The organism is Rhodospirillaceae bacterium, from assembly GCA_040219235.1.
Taxonomy (GTDB): Bacteria; Pseudomonadota; Alphaproteobacteria; order Rhodospirillales; family Rhodospirillaceae; genus WLXB01.
In genome coordinates this window covers 1-15,793 of the sequence record JAVJSV010000004.1, presented here as the reverse complement: position 1 = coordinate 15,793, position 15,793 = coordinate 1, and the positions used below count along the sequence as shown (strand labels likewise).

Below are 15,793 nucleotides of genomic sequence, written 5' to 3'. Positions count from 1 at the left end.
GAAATACATGATTAAGAAAACACTCTTAGCTGCCGCCTTTGCGCTGGCTCTACCGAGCATCGCGACGGCTGGCCAACACGATCTGGAGACCGCTGAAGGCATGGCCAAAATCATGCGCAAAATCCAATGCTCACTTAATGATGGCGAGGCTGTGACCTACTGGTGGCATGGCAGCGCTTTTGGCCGACGCATGGGCATGTCTGACAAACTGTTGTTTGACGTGGAAGGCATGAACATTCGCCATTGCGACACTGTGCGAGATGCAGACGGCAACTATGGCTATAAGCTCATTACCCGCGAAATCTTGCTCTATAAAGACGCCAAAACCGGTGAAGTTCTTCGCACGTGGGAAAACCCATATACCGGCGAGGAAGTCGAAGTGCTGCATGTCGACAACGACCCCGTGAATTCTGGACCCTCTTTTGGCAAAGGGCGGGATGGGAAAGTTTCAAAATTCCCCGGCGATATGCTGAACGACCGCTGGTGGTTCACATCCACAATTCCGCTTTACTACACCAATGTTCTTGCTGGCGATTACCAGAAGTATATCGGTGGCACGTATCGCGCGACCGAGATGTTCAACTTCTTCGGCGATGTTGAATCCTTACTTGATGAGGACACAGCAACAGCCAATGTGCAAATCGGTTGGGTGCGTCACTCCGACTGGCTTCCGTGGATGCAAATGGCCGGACGCGACGGCATCATTTACATGCACACAGCTGGCAAAAAGCTAGAAAGCTGGGATGACATGTCAGAGACGATCAAGGATGAGATCGCAGCGAATTATCCAAAATATACTTCGCCTCCACCGCTTGATGATGAGCGTGAAAACGAAACAAGCTGGACGTACTTCAAGAAAGTCATGGAAGAGCGTGGCGGACCGGAACCGTTGAAACGCGAGTTTCCGTTCTAAATTTTACACAGAAAACTTGTCGACAAATCAGCCCCCGGCTCAGACGCTGGGGGCTTTTTTTGTAGTGATTGTAGAGGCTTACAACTGCAGTTGACCTGAGAATCTGCGCTGAGAATATAACGTCATTATTCGACCGTTATTGACTTCCCGAGGATATCCCCTAAATAGTCTCTTATACGTATTACATTTGTTTAGTATTCTTTGAATAGCCGGTACGCCGATTACTTAATTTATCCCCTGACAGTGTGAGCGTTGCACCAACCGTCGTGTCGCGTGGTGTGACATGAGGAAGAAAACACTCTGTGTTTGAGGAAAAATATAATGACTATCGGTACCGTGAAATTTTTTAATGCCGCTAAAGGTTTTGGATTCATTGAGCCTGAAGACGGTTCGAAGGATGCTTTTGTGCATATCTCTGCCGTTGAACGCGCTGGATTGTCTGGCCTGAACGAAGGCCAAAAAGTTAATTACGAACTTCAAGCTGGCCAAAACGGCAAGCAGTCTGCTGAGAATTTATCTCTCGCCGACTAACGAAAATGCGATGCCGTCTCTAAAACCTTAGAGACGGCATCATCGCATTCTGGCTTCGCCAATACTTGGCTTGGTTCACAAACTTTATCTAAAGGAAGAACTGCCGATGGCGAGAAAACCTAATTATCAGTTCGACCGATTTGAACGAGATCGGCAAAAGGCTGCCAAGAAGGCAGAACGTCTGGCCGCAAAACAAGCCAAATCCGCCGAGAAACGCGGTGACACAGAGTCGCCCGAACAGGCCGATACCCCAGCAGATACCGTGACACCTGCAACACCAGACATTTCATCTGATTGACCAACATCTCTGAAAGCTTAATGCTTTGAGAACCTAGATCATGAGTGTCTCCTTTAAAGAAATTGATTGCCGTGACACACCTATCGGTGTGATTAGCCTGCGCCAACGCCGCGAGCCTGCGCTTGATGTTGATGTGCTGGAAATCAAATTGGATGACGCTTTTTTGATGTCGAGCCTCTTTACGGCATCGGAAATCGCCCTTGCGAATTTGGGTTTAGCAGACTTACCAAGTGGTGGCGGTGACGTTGTGATTGGTGGCCTTGGCCTCGGATATACCGCTGCGGCAGCTCTGGACCATCCAACCGTTAAGTCTGTGATTGTTATTGATGCGCTAGAAGCTGTGATTGACTGGCATAGGTCAGGGCTGTTGCCTCTCGGCGCACAACTAACAACGGATAAGCGATGCCGTTTCAGACAGGCTGACTTTTTTGAACTGGCTGCCAGCGCTGACGGATTTGATACGGAAATTGCACAGCGGAAATTCGATGCAATCCTGGTCGACATTGATCACTCACCCGAGTTTCTACTGGCGCAGCAAAATGCATCTTTTTACACCGCCGAGGGGCTAACCAAGCTCTCAAGCCATCTCCGCCCAGAGGGTGTCTTTGGGTTGTGGTCTAACGATTTACCCAGCGCAACATTTGTGACGCATCTGGAGGGTGTCTTCGGTTCAGCACGAGCCGAAGAAGTCACATTCCCGAATCCACTTCAGGGCAACACCTTCACACAAACAATTTACATCGCAAAAAACGCCGCATAAGGCTGCATTCAACCAACCTTAGTTTAAAGATTTAGCAATGCGAAATCCGGTAAGGTCCTGGCGCATATCTGCGCGGCCACGCCCGCGGTAAGTGGTTCGCGCAAGCCATGCTTCATTGTCCCATGACCCGCCCCGCATGACACGTTCCGAGCATAAGGCATTGTCTTCGCGTGCAATCGCAATCGCAGGCGCCGCTTCATAGTTGGGATACCAGCAGTCTGCCGTCCATTCCCAGACATTGCCCGCCATATCGTAAAGTCCAAAGGCGTTTGGCGCGAACGATGCCACCGGAGCCACGCCCACACCTTCCCACGCGCTTCCACAATTGATGCAGTTGGCCATCCCCCGCCCGGCTTGCACACCCCACGGATAAGCCAGTCCCAGGTTCGCCTGTGCGGCATATTCCCATTCAGATTCGGTTGGTAAACGATAGTCTTCGCCCGTTTTTTGGGAGATCCAAGTCAGGTACGCTTGTGCATCAAACCAACTCGCGCCCGTGAGTGGAGTGTTTACAGAGAGACCGGATGAGTCATCTATGATGTTTGCGCAGACACCATCTAAAACACAGAGACCGTACTCTTGGACTGTGACTTCATAAGCAGATAATTGGAATGCGGGCACAAGCACGGACCGAATTGGCTGCTCAGTTGCATTGCCAACGCCAGCGACGTCACCCATGTCAAATGATCCGCGCGGAATCGTAACCATTCTTGACTGCATCTCCATGGCCACACGCCGTCGGTCCTGCGACGCAGACTGCCAGGCACGGCGCAAGTTCTCGGTTTGAGGCTCGTTACCTTCGACATTTGAGAACTGTTGCGTGATGAGCGTTTCAGCCTGCGCGTAGTCTCTTAACTTTTCCCGCAACACAATCTCTGCGCGTCGCAGCACCATCCCGGCGTTTTCTGGCCGGCCTTGGGTAATATGCTCATTTGCGAGCCCAATAAGATTGACGGCATTTAGGGCATCTGGGCTATTAAATATCTCAGGATTTGCGACATCCCAAAGCGCTGTCAGCCGTTGCAGATGTGCATCAGCCTGACTGTACTCGGCTTCAGCTTGCTGCAACTGATCGCCGGTCTCCGCTAAATCAATCACTTGAGCTTTAGCACGCAGATCAATGCGTGCCTCAAATACAGCTCTGCGCAGCGCATTCTGCGCTGACGTCAATTCTCTTGAGAGTGTCAGCACTTTATCCTGGGTCAGAAGCACTTCAGTCTGTTGTGCAGGCAGAGTGCCAAGCCCCGGAATCATAGACATCAAGGGCCTTGCAAGCTTAGAAAGTGGATTATCTTCACCCGTGACAAGAGAAATGCCGCCAAACAGGATAATGGTCGCCAGCGTCATGGATAGTACAGAATTTAAAACAACACGCTGAGAAATACGGCTCTTGGATGCACGAACTAACGCGGTCGAAAAATCAGACACAGATGGAAACCTGCTGGCTGGAGACGCACTGAGCGCCCGTGAAAGAACCTGTGCCATAGGCTCACTCAACCCCATGTGCTGCAGCGAATACGCGGATGGATCAGGGTAGGGTGCGGTCGATAAGAGCAAGTAATGCGCGATCGCCGCCAAGGAATACTGATCGGCCTGTTCTCCCACCGGGGCATCGCCGCTTGTGCCAGATTCAGATTGCCTCGCCACTTCAGGGGCGCGATATCTGCGCTGCTCACGCGCCGTCGGATTGGTGATTTGCAGCGCCGGCCCAAGGATCGACTCAAAGCCAAAATCCGTCAGCTTTATGCCGCCATCATCCGTCAAAATAATATTCTCGGGCTTAAGGTTTAAGTGAAGCGTCTTCTGCCGTGCACCGTCGAGGGCAGCAGAGACCTGCTGAATGATCTCGGCAACCTGCTTGATTGGCAAACCACCGCAGCGGGCACCGAGAGGCTGGGGCCTATGACTTTCGACCAAGGATCGCAAATTGCGCTGAGGAAGCAACTCCGTTTGCACAACCGCATGACCTATAAGGTCTGAAACGCCGTAAACACGCGCGATACCCTCGTGAATTAGCCCCGATATCGTTTCAATTGCAGCGTTCAGGCGCTTACGGGTACCGGGCACAAGCAACAGCTCAGAGCGGATAAATTTAAGCGCGACATCTTTGCCAGACGAAAGATCAAGCGCGGCGAATACCGCACCGCTCTCGCCATACCCAACGCGGTCTCTTATGACATATCGATCACCAAGCGTTACGCCAGCGGCAAAGTTTAGCTTTGATCCAGACGGCGGAAGGCTTTGGCTATCCTCCAGCGCGATTGACGCGACAATATGAGCGCTCTCAAGCTCTGCTAGGGCACGTTCACTGGAACGCCGCTGCTCTGCAGACGAAGCAAAAATGATGCGCTGACGAAGCTTTCGCCGCCTTTCTCTCACCAGGGCATCGATCTCATCGCTGCTGGCATCATCAGGCAGACCAAGCACGGCAAACGCCCTTTGGCGGTCCATGTCGATCATTTTCCGAGTTCCTCCCCGGATTTAAAGCCAGCCACTTCTTGGCTGGTTGCGTCCTAAGTAAGTTTTTAGCACGAACGACGGCAACTCCAAAGAGACTCAAATCTAGCTTGAGACGCCTCAATCAACTTAAATTTCGCGTTCGAATAATAACTGTATGGGCCTAAATCAGCCCTTTCTTGCTCAGCTTGGCAATGACTTTCTGTTGCGCCGCTTCAAAATGCGCACGCTTGGGCGTCCGCAGCGAGCCATCTTGCTTGAGAAGACTGTTCGCGGGCTGGAACACATGCTTGGCATAACTTTCTGCATAAGCCTCAAAGCGTTGCCTGACCAATGGGTTGTTAAGTCCCGTTTTACGGCGCTCTCGACGCAAGGCGCCTAAGTCAATTTCCGCACTGGCCCCGCTGCTCTCTCCAGGACCAGACACGCGCAAAACACGCCCCCGATAGTCTATGATTCGAGAGCCACCGTTAGAGGAATCTGGCGGCATGTCTGTATCGCGTATGCCACCTGTATTCGCAGAAACCACGTAGGCAACATTTTCAACGGCCCGGCAAATTTTTGCGGCATCTTTTTGGGTCTGTTCCGGGCTGGAAAACTCGCTTGAAGAATGTGTAAAAACTTCTGCGCCACGCATGGCAAAACACCGTGCGACTTCCGGGTACAAAATTTCTTCCGAGGCGATGGGTGCCAGTCTGCCGATCTCTGTCTCGGCAACAGGGAAGACCGCTTCTAAGCCATAAAGATCAAGATATTTATCCCAAACATCATGAGGCGTTGGAGAGAACATAGAATTGAGGCGGCGATAGCGCAAAATAATATCGCCGCTGGGATCAACGATAAAAGACGTCTGAAAGTAGTATCCCGGAAAGTGCTTGTCGGTTTCGTAAGCATTACCCGCGAGAAAAAGTTTATTATCCTGGGCAATCCTACCAAAATGCTCGTACTCTGGCCCATCAACATCCAGCGCTGCTTTATCAGCCCACTGTTGAACGGGTTCGCCCTCCGGGAAGGAGGTCAGCAGGTACTCCGGCAAAACAATCAGCTTCATAGAAGGGCCAAGCCAACGCTTTACCCCCCTCACCTTCTCCGAAACGTAGTCAAGCATAGACGCCATGCTCGCCCGTGCGCTTTCCCGGTCCGGGTAACGCGCAAGACTGTATGTGGCCAGTTGAAGCGCTGCTGCTGAGAAAACAGGATCTGAGCTTGGGGATGTGGTCTTAGGTTTAGCCGCGATTTTCTTGATCAGAGACTTTTTACGCGCCGGCTTCTGAGTGTTGCGTTTAAGCTTTGGACTTATCACTGAGCGCTCCTAAAACTCTCTGCCTATCTAATACGTCAGTCGGACACCCATCCATAAGAACACTGGTGAGCCGAGGGTGACAAGACCATCGGCTGTGCGACCCGCTTCAACACGATGATCAAATAGGTTTTCAGCGGCAAGATAAAATTCAACTTCATCTGTGACCTGATAGCCAGCAAACACATCAACCGTCAGAGCATCATCCAACTCCCGTGAATTTAGATCATCCTCAAATTGCTTCCCGGCATAAATCATATCCGCGCTCAAACGCAGACGATCTGTTGGTGCCACCTGGACACCCAAAGTCGCCTGATGTTTGGCCACTTGCGCCAACCTATTTCCTTCAAGCTCAGGAGACGTTGCACTGCTTTTGACCTTCGGATCAGAATACAGATAGCCCGCTTTGAAAGAGAGAACCTCACTCACCTGCAGTGTCCCATCAAACTCCAAGCCCCAGGTCTCAACACGGTCAATATTTTGGCGCTGCCGTAAACTTCCGCCGTTGGGAATAAACACACCAAATTCGCTGTTAAACCCAGGTGTGGTCGTGATCGTCGTATTCAAAATGGGGTCATGCAAATCATTTCTGAAAAGCGTCGCTGAAAGTGATGCCGTACGAGAAGACCATTCGAGTGATGTTTCAGCCCCCAACAGCTTTTCATTCACAAGGTTTTCGTTGGCTTCGGTAATATCATTACCAACGCGAAACGGGCGATACAGTTCGTTCAGTGTTGGGACTCTAAAACCAGAGTACACGGCCCCACCTATGGATGTAGATGTGGTAACCGGCACTTTGAAACCAGCTCTGCCATTCACAGAAACACCCTCTCGTGCAGCAAAACGGCGATTGATTAGTACGTCGCCGTTTGTCGTGTCTGTCTCGATGCGAGAGCCATTGTTTTGCCGCCAGTAGTCGCTGCGCGCGCCAACCGTGAGGATCGTTCCCTGAGACAAAATACGGTTGGCCTCAACAAAAGCCCCCGCAATAACCTGCTGACCCCCTGCTTGGCGTTCTCGGGTAAAGCCCGCTCCGAGATTGCGAAACAGTTCATTCGTCTCCCCATCAGAAAATCTAACGTCTGCACCGCCTTCTATCGACCAATCTGGGGACTCCGACCACCGCAGCAAGAGATTGCCGCCAATTCCTGCCGCGGGCACATCAAACTGATCAAGTACCGGGCGAGATGTCTCGCGTGCTGCGTCGAATGACGCAAAGACGCTTTCGAAATCTTTCCATGTCGCATAAAAGTTCGTCGCTAAGGACAGACCGCCATCTATCGAGTCATTAAGTGCACTGAGGAAAACGCCATAGGTATCCGTTTTAGACCCAGCATCATCTGAACCATTGATGAAGGTATCCGACGACGCACTGCCCCCTATTGACCATACAGTCCCATTTTTAGTTTCAGTGCGCCACGTCAAACGCGCCCCTTCTGAATTGCGGGCGGCACGGCGATCTGCTTCCCCTCGTTGTTCAGATGACAGGAGAAAGTAGCCATCTGTCTGCGCATGGTGGGCTGAGGCCATCATTAAACCATCAGCAACTAAGCCTTGTGCTTGTACGCTTCCTGATAAACTGCTTTTGCTGCCAACTCTCATGTCACCAGACAAGCTGTTCCCGATAAGTTGCCGGCTATCTAGCCTGACAACGCCGGCCAAGGCACTGTTCCCCCAGGTCCCAGCGCCACCCCCACGGACAACTGATGCTTGTTCAATGTATGACGGCGGAAGATTGACCCACTCAACCCACCCTCCAAACGGATCATTTAGAGGCACACCATCTAAGAGCACCAAAGTGCGTCCAGCGCCATTGGGGCCCAACCCCCGGAGACTCACGCCCTGGGTGGTGGGATGAGCAGCGCGAGACGCTTGTCGGCGAAAGAGGCCAAAGCCGGGTACGCGGCGCAGAACATCATCCAGGCCCAGAGAAGGGCCATTTAGCTCATCTCGATCGATCGTCTGCCTGCTGTAGACCCCGGAAGATATTGAATCGACCAGCCTTTGGGCAGAAACCACGATTTCATCCATGGCAACATTAACGCCTGAACCAGAGGCTCCAGGGCTGTCAGCCAGAACGTGAGAGCTATAGCAGATCAGAAAAAGAGCCAGAAAAGATCGTGTTATGTAAGACATGGCGTGGTGCGTAGACAATCTGCCTTGTAATAACAATGGCCAATTTCGCTTTAAGGCTGTTTCTTTATGTTAAGAGGTCTGGCCTTCTCGGGCTCGCACCATATTGGAATTGTCCTGGCAGTGATATGGTTCACGGGTAATAATGCTTAAAATGAAGGTTCTATCCGGTGGGGGACAGCTACCAATGCGGCGGCACATGTTGAGATATAGTTCTTGGTTTATGGTTCTCTTGGTGGGGGCGTGCCTTGCAGTATCAGCAAGGGCAGCAACCTTGGACATCACAGTCGTTGATACAGCGGGACAGCCTGTTGCAGATGCAGTGGTATTTTTAGACTCAGGAATGCCCACGGAACCTGGCCCAACGCAACAGATGGTGCAGAGCAGCCAAAGCTTTAACCCTGATGTCTTGGTTGTTTCCGTCGGAACGCTGGTTGAATTTCCAAATGAAGACCCGTTTCGCCATCACGTCTATTCCTTTTCACCAGCCAAACAGTTCGAGCTAAAGCTGTATGGCGGAGACGAGATACAACAAACCGTATTCGACAAACCTGGTGAGGTTGCTCTGGGCTGCAACATTCACGATGACATGCTTGGTTACATTTACGTTGTTGATACGAACATGTTTGGCAAAACGGATGGGGCTGGAAAAGTAACAATTGAGGGCGGCGCGGATGGTGCGAGCTATGAAGCTCAAGTCTGGCACCCTCGGTTAAGAGGGCCAACACAGCGAACGATGCAGAAGCTCACGGTAGGAAAACCGGCCAGCTTTGAAATTAGCCTAAAGCGTGATCGCCGCAGTCAATCAGGCTCTGACTTCGAAGACGGGGCCTATTAGCGTGCTCAAGAGTTTCCAAACAAAGTTGACACTGTTTTTTACGGCACTTTTTTTGCTGTTGCAGGGTGCCGCCTACTTCACCGTTCAGGAAGCGATTGTCCGAAACATCTTCGACCAAAGCCGCGATCAGTTGGTGGCGGCAAACTTGATCTTTGGAAACCGCATCCAAGCAACCGTTCAGTCTCTTGCGGAAGGCGCTCAAATACTGGCCTCTGACTTTGGCTTCCGTACAGCGGTCGCAACGAATGACAATCCAACCATCCTCTCCGCACTCAATAACCTAGGCGCGCGGATCGAGGCAGATCGGGTCATGCTGATTAACCTGGATTACGAAACAATAGCTGACACTGGAAACCCCGATGGGGGAGTTTCAGACTTTCCCTTTTACGATCTTATAGATAGAGCAGAAGAAGCTGGCCGGGCGGAATCTTTTACGGTTCTTGATGGCGTGATTTACGAGTTTGTCGTGACACCCGTTCTAGCGCCCGTTCCCATTGCCTGGATCGCAATTGGTGTCGAAATCGATGGGCAGTTTGCCAGAGATTTTAGGCGAGAATCCACGCTTCCTCTTGACGTTACATTTGCCGTCGGGCATGCCGCCGGCGACTGGGCTGTGACAGCGTCCACACTTCCCGAAGCGGCGAAGCTAGAACTTCCGGGCGCACTCGCGGCAGAAGATGAATATTTGGGCGAAGCGCCTGCAACAATCACCTTGGATAATAGTGATTACGTCACCCTGGTGGAGCGTCTGCAAACACCTGAAGAAAGTCCTGTGGTCAATGCTATTTTACAGTATTCTCTAGACTCGGCCTTGGTGCCTTATCAGCCCTTGTTTGTCGTGCTTACCGGCTTAGCGGCAACTGCCCTGCTGGTTTCTTTGGTCGGATCAATTGCCATAGCACGGGGCGTCACCAAACCTATTCGCATCCTTGATCATGCCGCGCGGCGAATACAAGCCGGCACCTATACAGATAAGATTGAAGTCAACCATAGCGATGAGATTGGTCGGCTGGGCGAAACCTTCAACCAAATGATGGATGGTATCGCTGAGCGCGAGGCCCGTATTGAGCATCAGGCTTTGCACGATGCAGCAACAGGTTTGCCGAACAGAGCGTATTTCGAAAGGCGATTGGGAGAACTTATCGCCAACGGCGGCACAACACCGCTCACCGTTCTGCTGATTGAAATCGGGCGTGTCTCCGAGATCAACTACACCCTTGGTCATGAAACTGGCGAAGACTTAATCCGCGTCATCGGAGAAAGGCTGTCTGCCATGATCAAGCAGGGAGATATGGTCGCCAGACATTCCAGCACGATGTTCAGCATTCTGATGCCTGGCGCAGCTGCAAATGCTGTTAAACCCATTGTAGATCGTATTCTGCGCTCGTTTGAAGACCCAGTCCCTATTGCTGGCATTCATTTAGACGTAACGGCGGCTATTGGTGAAGCGTGCTACCCTGATCATGGTCAGGATGCGCGCACCCTTCTCCAGCGTGCTGATACGGCCATCTACGAGGCTAAAGCATCGTCAAGGCTATTCGCAACCTATGACGCAGAAGCAGACCCACACAAGCCTGAGCGCTTAACGATGATGGGTGAGCTGAGAAAGGGCTTAGATCGTGGCGAATTCAAATTCTACTACCAGCCAAAGGTAGACATCGCGGCGCAACAGATCACTCATGTCGAAGCATTGGTCCGTTGGATTCATCCAGAACGCGGCTTTATGTCGCCTGATGACTTTATTCCTTTGGCCGAGCAAACAGGGAACATCCAGAAGCTCAGCGAATGGGCTTTGAAAACTGCGATCTCCCAAGCTAAAGCATGGCAAGATGAAGGCCTAGATATCATTATTGCTGTCAATCTCTCGGCGCGTGATCTGACCAACCGAAAGCTGCCACAACAGATTGACGACCTTCTGCTTCACCATGGCGTCGCTGCCAACAAACTGGTTTTGGAAATTACGGAAAGCGCCATCATGGAAGATCGCAGCAATGCCATGGCCGTGCTTACAGCGCTGCACAACGCGGGCCATACACTTTCCATTGATGATTATGGCACGGGCTATTCTTCGATGGCTTATCTTAAAGCGCTGCCGGTTCAGGAAATCAAAATTGATAAATCATTCGTGCTTAATCTAGCATCAAACAAGGAAGATGAGATTCTCGTCCGATCAACCATTGATCTCGGACATAACCTCGGCCTCAAAGTGACAGCTGAGGGTATCGAAAATGAAGAGTCGTTAAATATTCTGCATAAATATGGCTGCGATACCGGGCAGGGTTACTTTATCAGCAAACCTGTCCCTGCCGACGAAATTGTAGCGTTCTACAAAGACTCACGCTGGGCACCCAAAAACAACGTATAACTGTTCTGAATGACGCATTGAGCCACCACATGAAACGAATCCTTCTTATTGGCTTAGCAACTTTAGGCTTTTGCTCTCATAGTTTTGCGCAAGAGAGCGTCCTGCCGAGTATGGATGTAATCGGCCTCGTGGATGCCCGGCTAGTATTGACCGACGGCACAGTCAGTTGGGAAGAGCGCGGCCTGGGAAAAACACGCTGGGGCGGAGACGCAGCTGGAGAAAGTCGGGTGGTTGGCCGCATTGCGGAAGCCTCCCTCATCTTTTTACCTAAATTTAACTGGGACTGGTCTGGCGTCGTCCATATCAAAACTGACAGCCAGCAGCATCAACCGGTCGACATCATCGAAGCATTTCTGCGCTATAAGCCTGTTCCCAAGTCTGAATATAGCTATGAAGTTAAACTTGGTGCGTTTTTCCCTCCTATTTCCTTAGAGAACAAAGCCATAGCGTGGACGAGCCCTTATACAATTTCGTCGTCTGCGATCAATACGTGGGTTGGCGAAGAGTTAAAGACACTCGGGGCTGAGTTTACGGTTGGCCGGGAATTTGATGATTTCGACCTGTCTTTTACTGGTGCAGCCTTCATGGCGAATGACCCAGCAGGAACATTATTGGCATGGCGCGGCTGGGCCCTGCATGACCGGGAAGCTGGTCTTTTTGATCAGCTTCCCCTCGCCCCGATCCGCACGATCGAGCCCGGCGGCACTGTTGAACGGCAGGCTCCATGGGTGGAACCATTTCATCAAATCGATAGCAGAGTCGGCGGGTATGCCGGTTTAACCATCGACCATTACGCGCTCGGTCGCTTAAGCGTGCTCTACTACGACAATCAATCCTATGATCGCGCTTTCGATGGATTTCAGTATGCCTGGGATACACACTTCTTAAGTGCAGGTTACGAGAACGAACTTCCTGGCGGCATTGAATTCATCAGTCAGGCGATGGTTGGGAACACATCGATGGATACGCGGCCGGTATTGGGATCTAAAGTCGACAATGATTATTGGTCTGTATTCACGCTGTTCAGCAAACGGTTTGGTGATCACCGGATTTCGTTTCGATACGACCATTTTCAGGTTGCCGATGACGATTTCACAGCCGACGACCTGAACCAGGAAAATGGCAACGCCTGGACCGCAGCATATGTATTACGCCCGTTCAACAAACAAAGATTGACGTTGGAAGCGCTTCACGTCGATTCTAAAAGACCTGAGCGAGCGTTTCTAAACCTTCCGGTTCGTGCGAAAGAGACTGTTCTGCAAGCAAGTTATCGCTTTTTTCTCTAGCGATGACGTAAAAGGATCGGCGCAATGTCAGACCAAAGCCCTGTAAGCACGCCGTTGAACTTGCGGCCCATTGATACTGTTACTTTTGCTGCCTCTATCGGCGTTGCTGCTTTAACGCTTTATCTGCTGGTTGTCGGCGAGAGTATTTTACTGCCACTGATCCTGGCGATATTGATTACATACCTACTGAGAGCCCTGGCCCACGGCCTTGAACGCATTAAAATACAGGGCAAACGCCTTCCTGGCAGCCTATCGTTAACAGGTTCAATACTGATCTTTTTGTTGTTTATTGTCGTGCTTGTTCAATTGGTTGCCGGAAACATAAGCGCCATCGTCGATGCGGCACCATCTTATCAAGCAAAACTGCAAACCTTCTTTGCGGATTTGCAAGCACTTGCGGAACGTTTAATCGGCACTCCATTAACGATAGCGGAGCTTAACGAACGGATAGACTTTCAATCAGCCGTCGTCAGACTGGTTGGAGCCTTGCAAAGTATTGCCAGCAATACGTTTCAAATTTTTCTTTATGTGGCCTTTTTGCTTCTAGAAAGCCGGACACTTGACCTCAAAATCAAGGCGTTCGCCTCTACTACTGAACGCGAGCAGGCCATTAAATCAACGCTCACAGCCATTGGCCGTAACATTGAGAAATATATTCTCATTAAGACACTCATGAGCCTGCTTGTTGGCGCCTTGAGTTATGGAATTCTAATAGTCGCTGATGTTGATTTTGCCGCTTTTTGGGCGCTGTTAATCTTTATCTTGAACTACATTCCGTACATCGGATCTGTCGTCGCGGTTGCATTCCCGGTCGTGCTCAGCATCCTTCAATTTGCCTCCCCTGGCCTTACGATCTTGGTCCTTACTGGTTTGATGGGCGCACAGGTCGTTGTCGGAAACGTCATTGAGCCTCGCGTAACAGGGAAATCACTGAACCTTAGCCCTGTGATTATTGTGCTTGCTCTATCAGTATGGGGCTCCATATGGGGTGTAATAGGTATGATCTTGAGTGTGCCAATTATGGTGATGGCGATGATCGTTCTCGCACAGTTCCCGCGCACTAAAGCTTTGGCTGTATTGATGTCTCAAAGTGGTGAAATTAAATAGCTGACAAGCTAACGTCCACTTAGTGGGCCTCAAAAGCGTCCGAGCTTAGCGAACAGCCCCGGCAGGGCTCACAATGGTTAAAAACGTTGTACCGTTTAAGAAACAGGCTTTATCAGGAGATAGAAATGCCCAAACAGATGGCTCACGCAGTCCTCGTTGACCCAATCCACGATGAACAGTCCCGGCAGGACTATTATATGGATGTGCGCAGATATCTGGCCAGTCAGGTCTCTCCCGGCAACAAAACGGTCTACCACAACGTCGTTCACCCAAATTTCGTTAAAGAGAATGGCCGCGACCCGAAAGACCGCCATGAAGTCCGTGGCGTAATGACAAAAAATGGCTACTACCAAATGTATTCGGCCATGCAGCGGCATACACAGGAAATGACCTGGGACAGCGTGATCGACTCAGTTGAACGTGACCTGCCCCGCCTCGTCGAAAACGCAAAGAGTGCCAGTGGTAAAACCGGTGGAACGTTAACTTTAGATCCTGATTTTGAAGTCCCCTACTACTTAACTTATTACGATATTCACCTTCAGCCTGGTGCCTATCACACCTCGCACAGTGACGATGATGTTTCGGCTGGGGCACTCTATGACCGTGGAACTTTCTTGTACACACTCGGCAACATCGGACCGCGCATGGATTTCCTCGGGCGGACTCTGTTAGAGCATTACAAAAAGAAGTATCCCAACGCGAAACCAAAACGCATTTTGGACATGGGGTGCTCGGTCGGACAGAGCACAATTGCATGGGCTGAAGCCTACCCGGATGCCGAAATTCACGCCATCGATGTCGGCGAGTCGCTACTTCGGTACGCCCATGCCCGTGCTGAAGACCTCGGATACAAGATTCATTTCAGTCAGCAAAATGCCGAAAAAACCAACTTTGAAGACGGAAGTTTTGACGTTGTTTTGTCTCACATCATGATGCATGAGACGAGTACCCCGGCAGTTGTTAAGATTTTTGCAGAGAGCCGAAGACTTCTAAAAGACGGTGGTGTCATGATGCATATGGACAACCCGAGACTTAAAGAATTACCCCCTCTTGAAAGCTTCTTAGCAGAGTGGGAGGTCTACAATAACAACGAGCGATTTGGTGGAACGTATCGTGAGATGGACATCGCCGGTGAAGCCGTTAAAGCTGGGTTTTCTGCGGAAAAAGCACGCTTGGAAATGGTCGATACATACAGTCCGGGCAAGGTCATGAATTACGGTACGAAAGGGTTTCAGTTTCCGGCATGCGTTGCCGAAAAGTAGTTTTAATATTCGCGTAATAGCAAACAGAATGAGTGAGATTAAAGAATGCGTCGGTCGATATCCGACGCATTCTTTTATGTTTATGAGAACCAAAAGCGCTTAATCGTCGTTAGATAAAGTGTGACTCAAAAGACACCGTTAAAGAAAAAGAAACGGTTTGTTTTCATTGTGTCTTGAGACAAGTAGGTAAGTTGTGAGAGCAGTAAGCTATTGTTGCGTGCGAAAAACGCGTTAACATGTTATGTTACTTGTCCTTGAGGCGTCTTATTGTTGTTAAACCACTGCAGGGGATCTAATCACTATGGCAGCCACGACAAAGAAAACTACGGCTAAGAAGAAAGCAGCTCCTAAGAAGAAAGCAGCTGCTAAGAAGAAAGCAGCTCCTAAGCGTAAAGTAGCCGCTAAGAAAAAAGCAGCTCCTAAGCGTAAAGCAGCCGCTAAGAAAAAAGCAGCTCCTAAGAAAAAAGCAGCCGCTAAGAAAAAAGCAGCTCCTAAGCGTAAAGCAGCCGCTAAGAAAAAAGCAGCTCCTAAGAAAAAAGCAGC

Annotated in this window: 13 protein-coding genes; 10 read left to right on the top strand and 3 right to left on the bottom strand. The window is 50.6% G+C overall.

The features are described from left to right. Positions 1-7 precede the first annotated feature (7 nt). The 4 genes from RIC29_00950 to RIC29_00935 all read left to right on the top strand — a co-directional run bounded on the left by RIC29_00950 (position 8) and on the right by RIC29_00935 (position 2,502). Entirely contained in the window at positions 8-913 is a 906-nt protein-coding gene (locus tag RIC29_00950) for a DUF1838 family protein (protein MEQ8733463.1), read from the top strand. 321 nt (positions 914-1,234) lie between these two features. Next, positions 1,235-1,444, top strand: coding sequence for a cold-shock protein (locus tag RIC29_00945; GenBank protein MEQ8733462.1), 210 nt, complete (start codon positions 1,235-1,237; stop codon positions 1,442-1,444). Positions 1,445-1,550: 106 nt separating this feature from the next. After that, positions 1,551-1,742: a hypothetical protein gene (locus RIC29_00940; protein ID MEQ8733461.1), complete on the top strand. Its 192-nt coding sequence runs from the start codon at positions 1,551-1,553 to the stop codon at positions 1,740-1,742. 40 nt (positions 1,743-1,782) lie between these two features. Then, positions 1,783-2,502: a spermidine synthase gene (locus RIC29_00935; protein MEQ8733460.1), complete on the top strand. Its 720-nt coding sequence runs from the start codon at positions 1,783-1,785 to the stop codon at positions 2,500-2,502. Between the two features lie 18 nt (positions 2,503-2,520). Here the strand turns inward: RIC29_00935 and RIC29_00930 are convergent, their stop codons facing one another. The 3 genes from RIC29_00930 to RIC29_00920 all read right to left on the bottom strand — a co-directional run bounded on the left by RIC29_00930 (position 2,521) and on the right by RIC29_00920 (position 8,395). Continuing rightward, positions 2,521-4,962: a bifunctional serine/threonine-protein kinase/formylglycine-generating enzyme family protein gene (locus RIC29_00930; protein MEQ8733459.1), complete on the bottom strand. Its 2,442-nt coding sequence runs from the start codon at positions 4,960-4,962 to the stop codon at positions 2,521-2,523. 160 nt (positions 4,963-5,122) lie between these two features. Further along, positions 5,123-6,262, bottom strand: coding sequence for a nitrilase-related carbon-nitrogen hydrolase (locus tag RIC29_00925; GenBank protein MEQ8733458.1), 1,140 nt, complete (start codon positions 6,260-6,262; stop codon positions 5,123-5,125). A 27-nt stretch (positions 6,263-6,289) separates the two neighbouring features. Further along, positions 6,290-8,395 carry a TonB-dependent receptor gene (locus RIC29_00920; protein ID MEQ8733457.1) on the bottom strand — a complete coding sequence of 702 codons (2,106 nt, stop codon included), beginning with the start codon at positions 8,393-8,395 and terminating at the stop codon, positions 6,290-6,292. Between the two features lie 271 nt (positions 8,396-8,666). Between RIC29_00920 and RIC29_00915 the strand changes: the two genes are divergently transcribed. The 6 genes from RIC29_00915 to RIC29_00890 form a co-directional block, all read left to right on the top strand. Further along, a complete protein-coding gene (locus tag RIC29_00915) occupies positions 8,667-9,230 on the top strand; it encodes a methylamine utilization protein (GenBank protein ID MEQ8733456.1) in 564 nt (187 codons plus the stop codon). Positions 9,231-9,255: 25 nt separating this feature from the next. Further along, the gene (locus tag RIC29_00910) at positions 9,256-11,595 is read left to right on the top strand and encodes an EAL domain-containing protein (protein ID MEQ8733455.1); all 2,340 of its coding nucleotides are present in this window, start codon (positions 9,256-9,258) and stop codon (positions 11,593-11,595) included. A 29-nt stretch (positions 11,596-11,624) separates the two neighbouring features. Next, positions 11,625-12,881 carry a hypothetical protein gene (locus tag RIC29_00905; GenBank protein ID MEQ8733454.1) on the top strand — a complete coding sequence of 419 codons (1,257 nt, stop codon included), beginning with the start codon at positions 11,625-11,627 and terminating at the stop codon, positions 12,879-12,881. A 24-nt stretch (positions 12,882-12,905) separates the two neighbouring features. After that, positions 12,906-13,988, top strand: a complete 1,083-nt coding sequence (locus tag RIC29_00900; protein ID MEQ8733453.1) for an AI-2E family transporter — start codon at positions 12,906-12,908, stop codon at positions 13,986-13,988. A gap of 125 nt (positions 13,989-14,113) precedes the next feature. After that, positions 14,114-15,250 (top strand): methyltransferase domain-containing protein, encoded by a 1,137-nt coding sequence (locus RIC29_00895; protein ID MEQ8733452.1) that lies wholly within the window; start codon positions 14,114-14,116, stop codon positions 15,248-15,250. Between the two features lie 301 nt (positions 15,251-15,551). Beyond that, positions 15,552-15,793, top strand: a 242-nt coding sequence (locus RIC29_00890; protein MEQ8733451.1) for a hypothetical protein, incomplete at its 3' end; no start/stop codon positions are given.

What these genes read in the sequence shown, in the direction of transcription:
- RIC29_00895 (MEQ8733452.1), top strand. Translation starts at nt 14,114, where the DNA reads ATGCCCAAACAGATGGCTCACGCAGTCCTCGTTGACCCAATCCACGAT.
- RIC29_00935 (MEQ8733460.1), top strand. Translation starts at nt 1,783, where the DNA reads ATGAGTGTCTCCTTTAAAGAAATTGATTGCCGTGACACACCTATCGGT.
- RIC29_00950 (MEQ8733463.1), top strand. Translation starts at nt 8, where the DNA reads ATGATTAAGAAAACACTCTTAGCTGCCGCCTTTGCGCTGGCTCTACCG.
- RIC29_00905 (MEQ8733454.1), top strand. Translation starts at nt 11,625, where the DNA reads ATGAAACGAATCCTTCTTATTGGCTTAGCAACTTTAGGCTTTTGCTCT.
- RIC29_00930 (MEQ8733459.1), bottom strand. Translation starts at nt 4,962, where the DNA reads ATGATCGACATGGACCGCCAAAGGGCGTTTGCCGTGCTTGGTCTGCCT.
- RIC29_00920 (MEQ8733457.1), bottom strand. Translation starts at nt 8,395, where the DNA reads ATGTCTTACATAACACGATCTTTTCTGGCTCTTTTTCTGATCTGCTAT.
- RIC29_00940 (MEQ8733461.1), top strand. Translation starts at nt 1,551, where the DNA reads ATGGCGAGAAAACCTAATTATCAGTTCGACCGATTTGAACGAGATCGG.
- RIC29_00900 (MEQ8733453.1), top strand. Translation starts at nt 12,906, where the DNA reads ATGTCAGACCAAAGCCCTGTAAGCACGCCGTTGAACTTGCGGCCCATT.
- RIC29_00945 (MEQ8733462.1), top strand. Translation starts at nt 1,235, where the DNA reads ATGACTATCGGTACCGTGAAATTTTTTAATGCCGCTAAAGGTTTTGGA.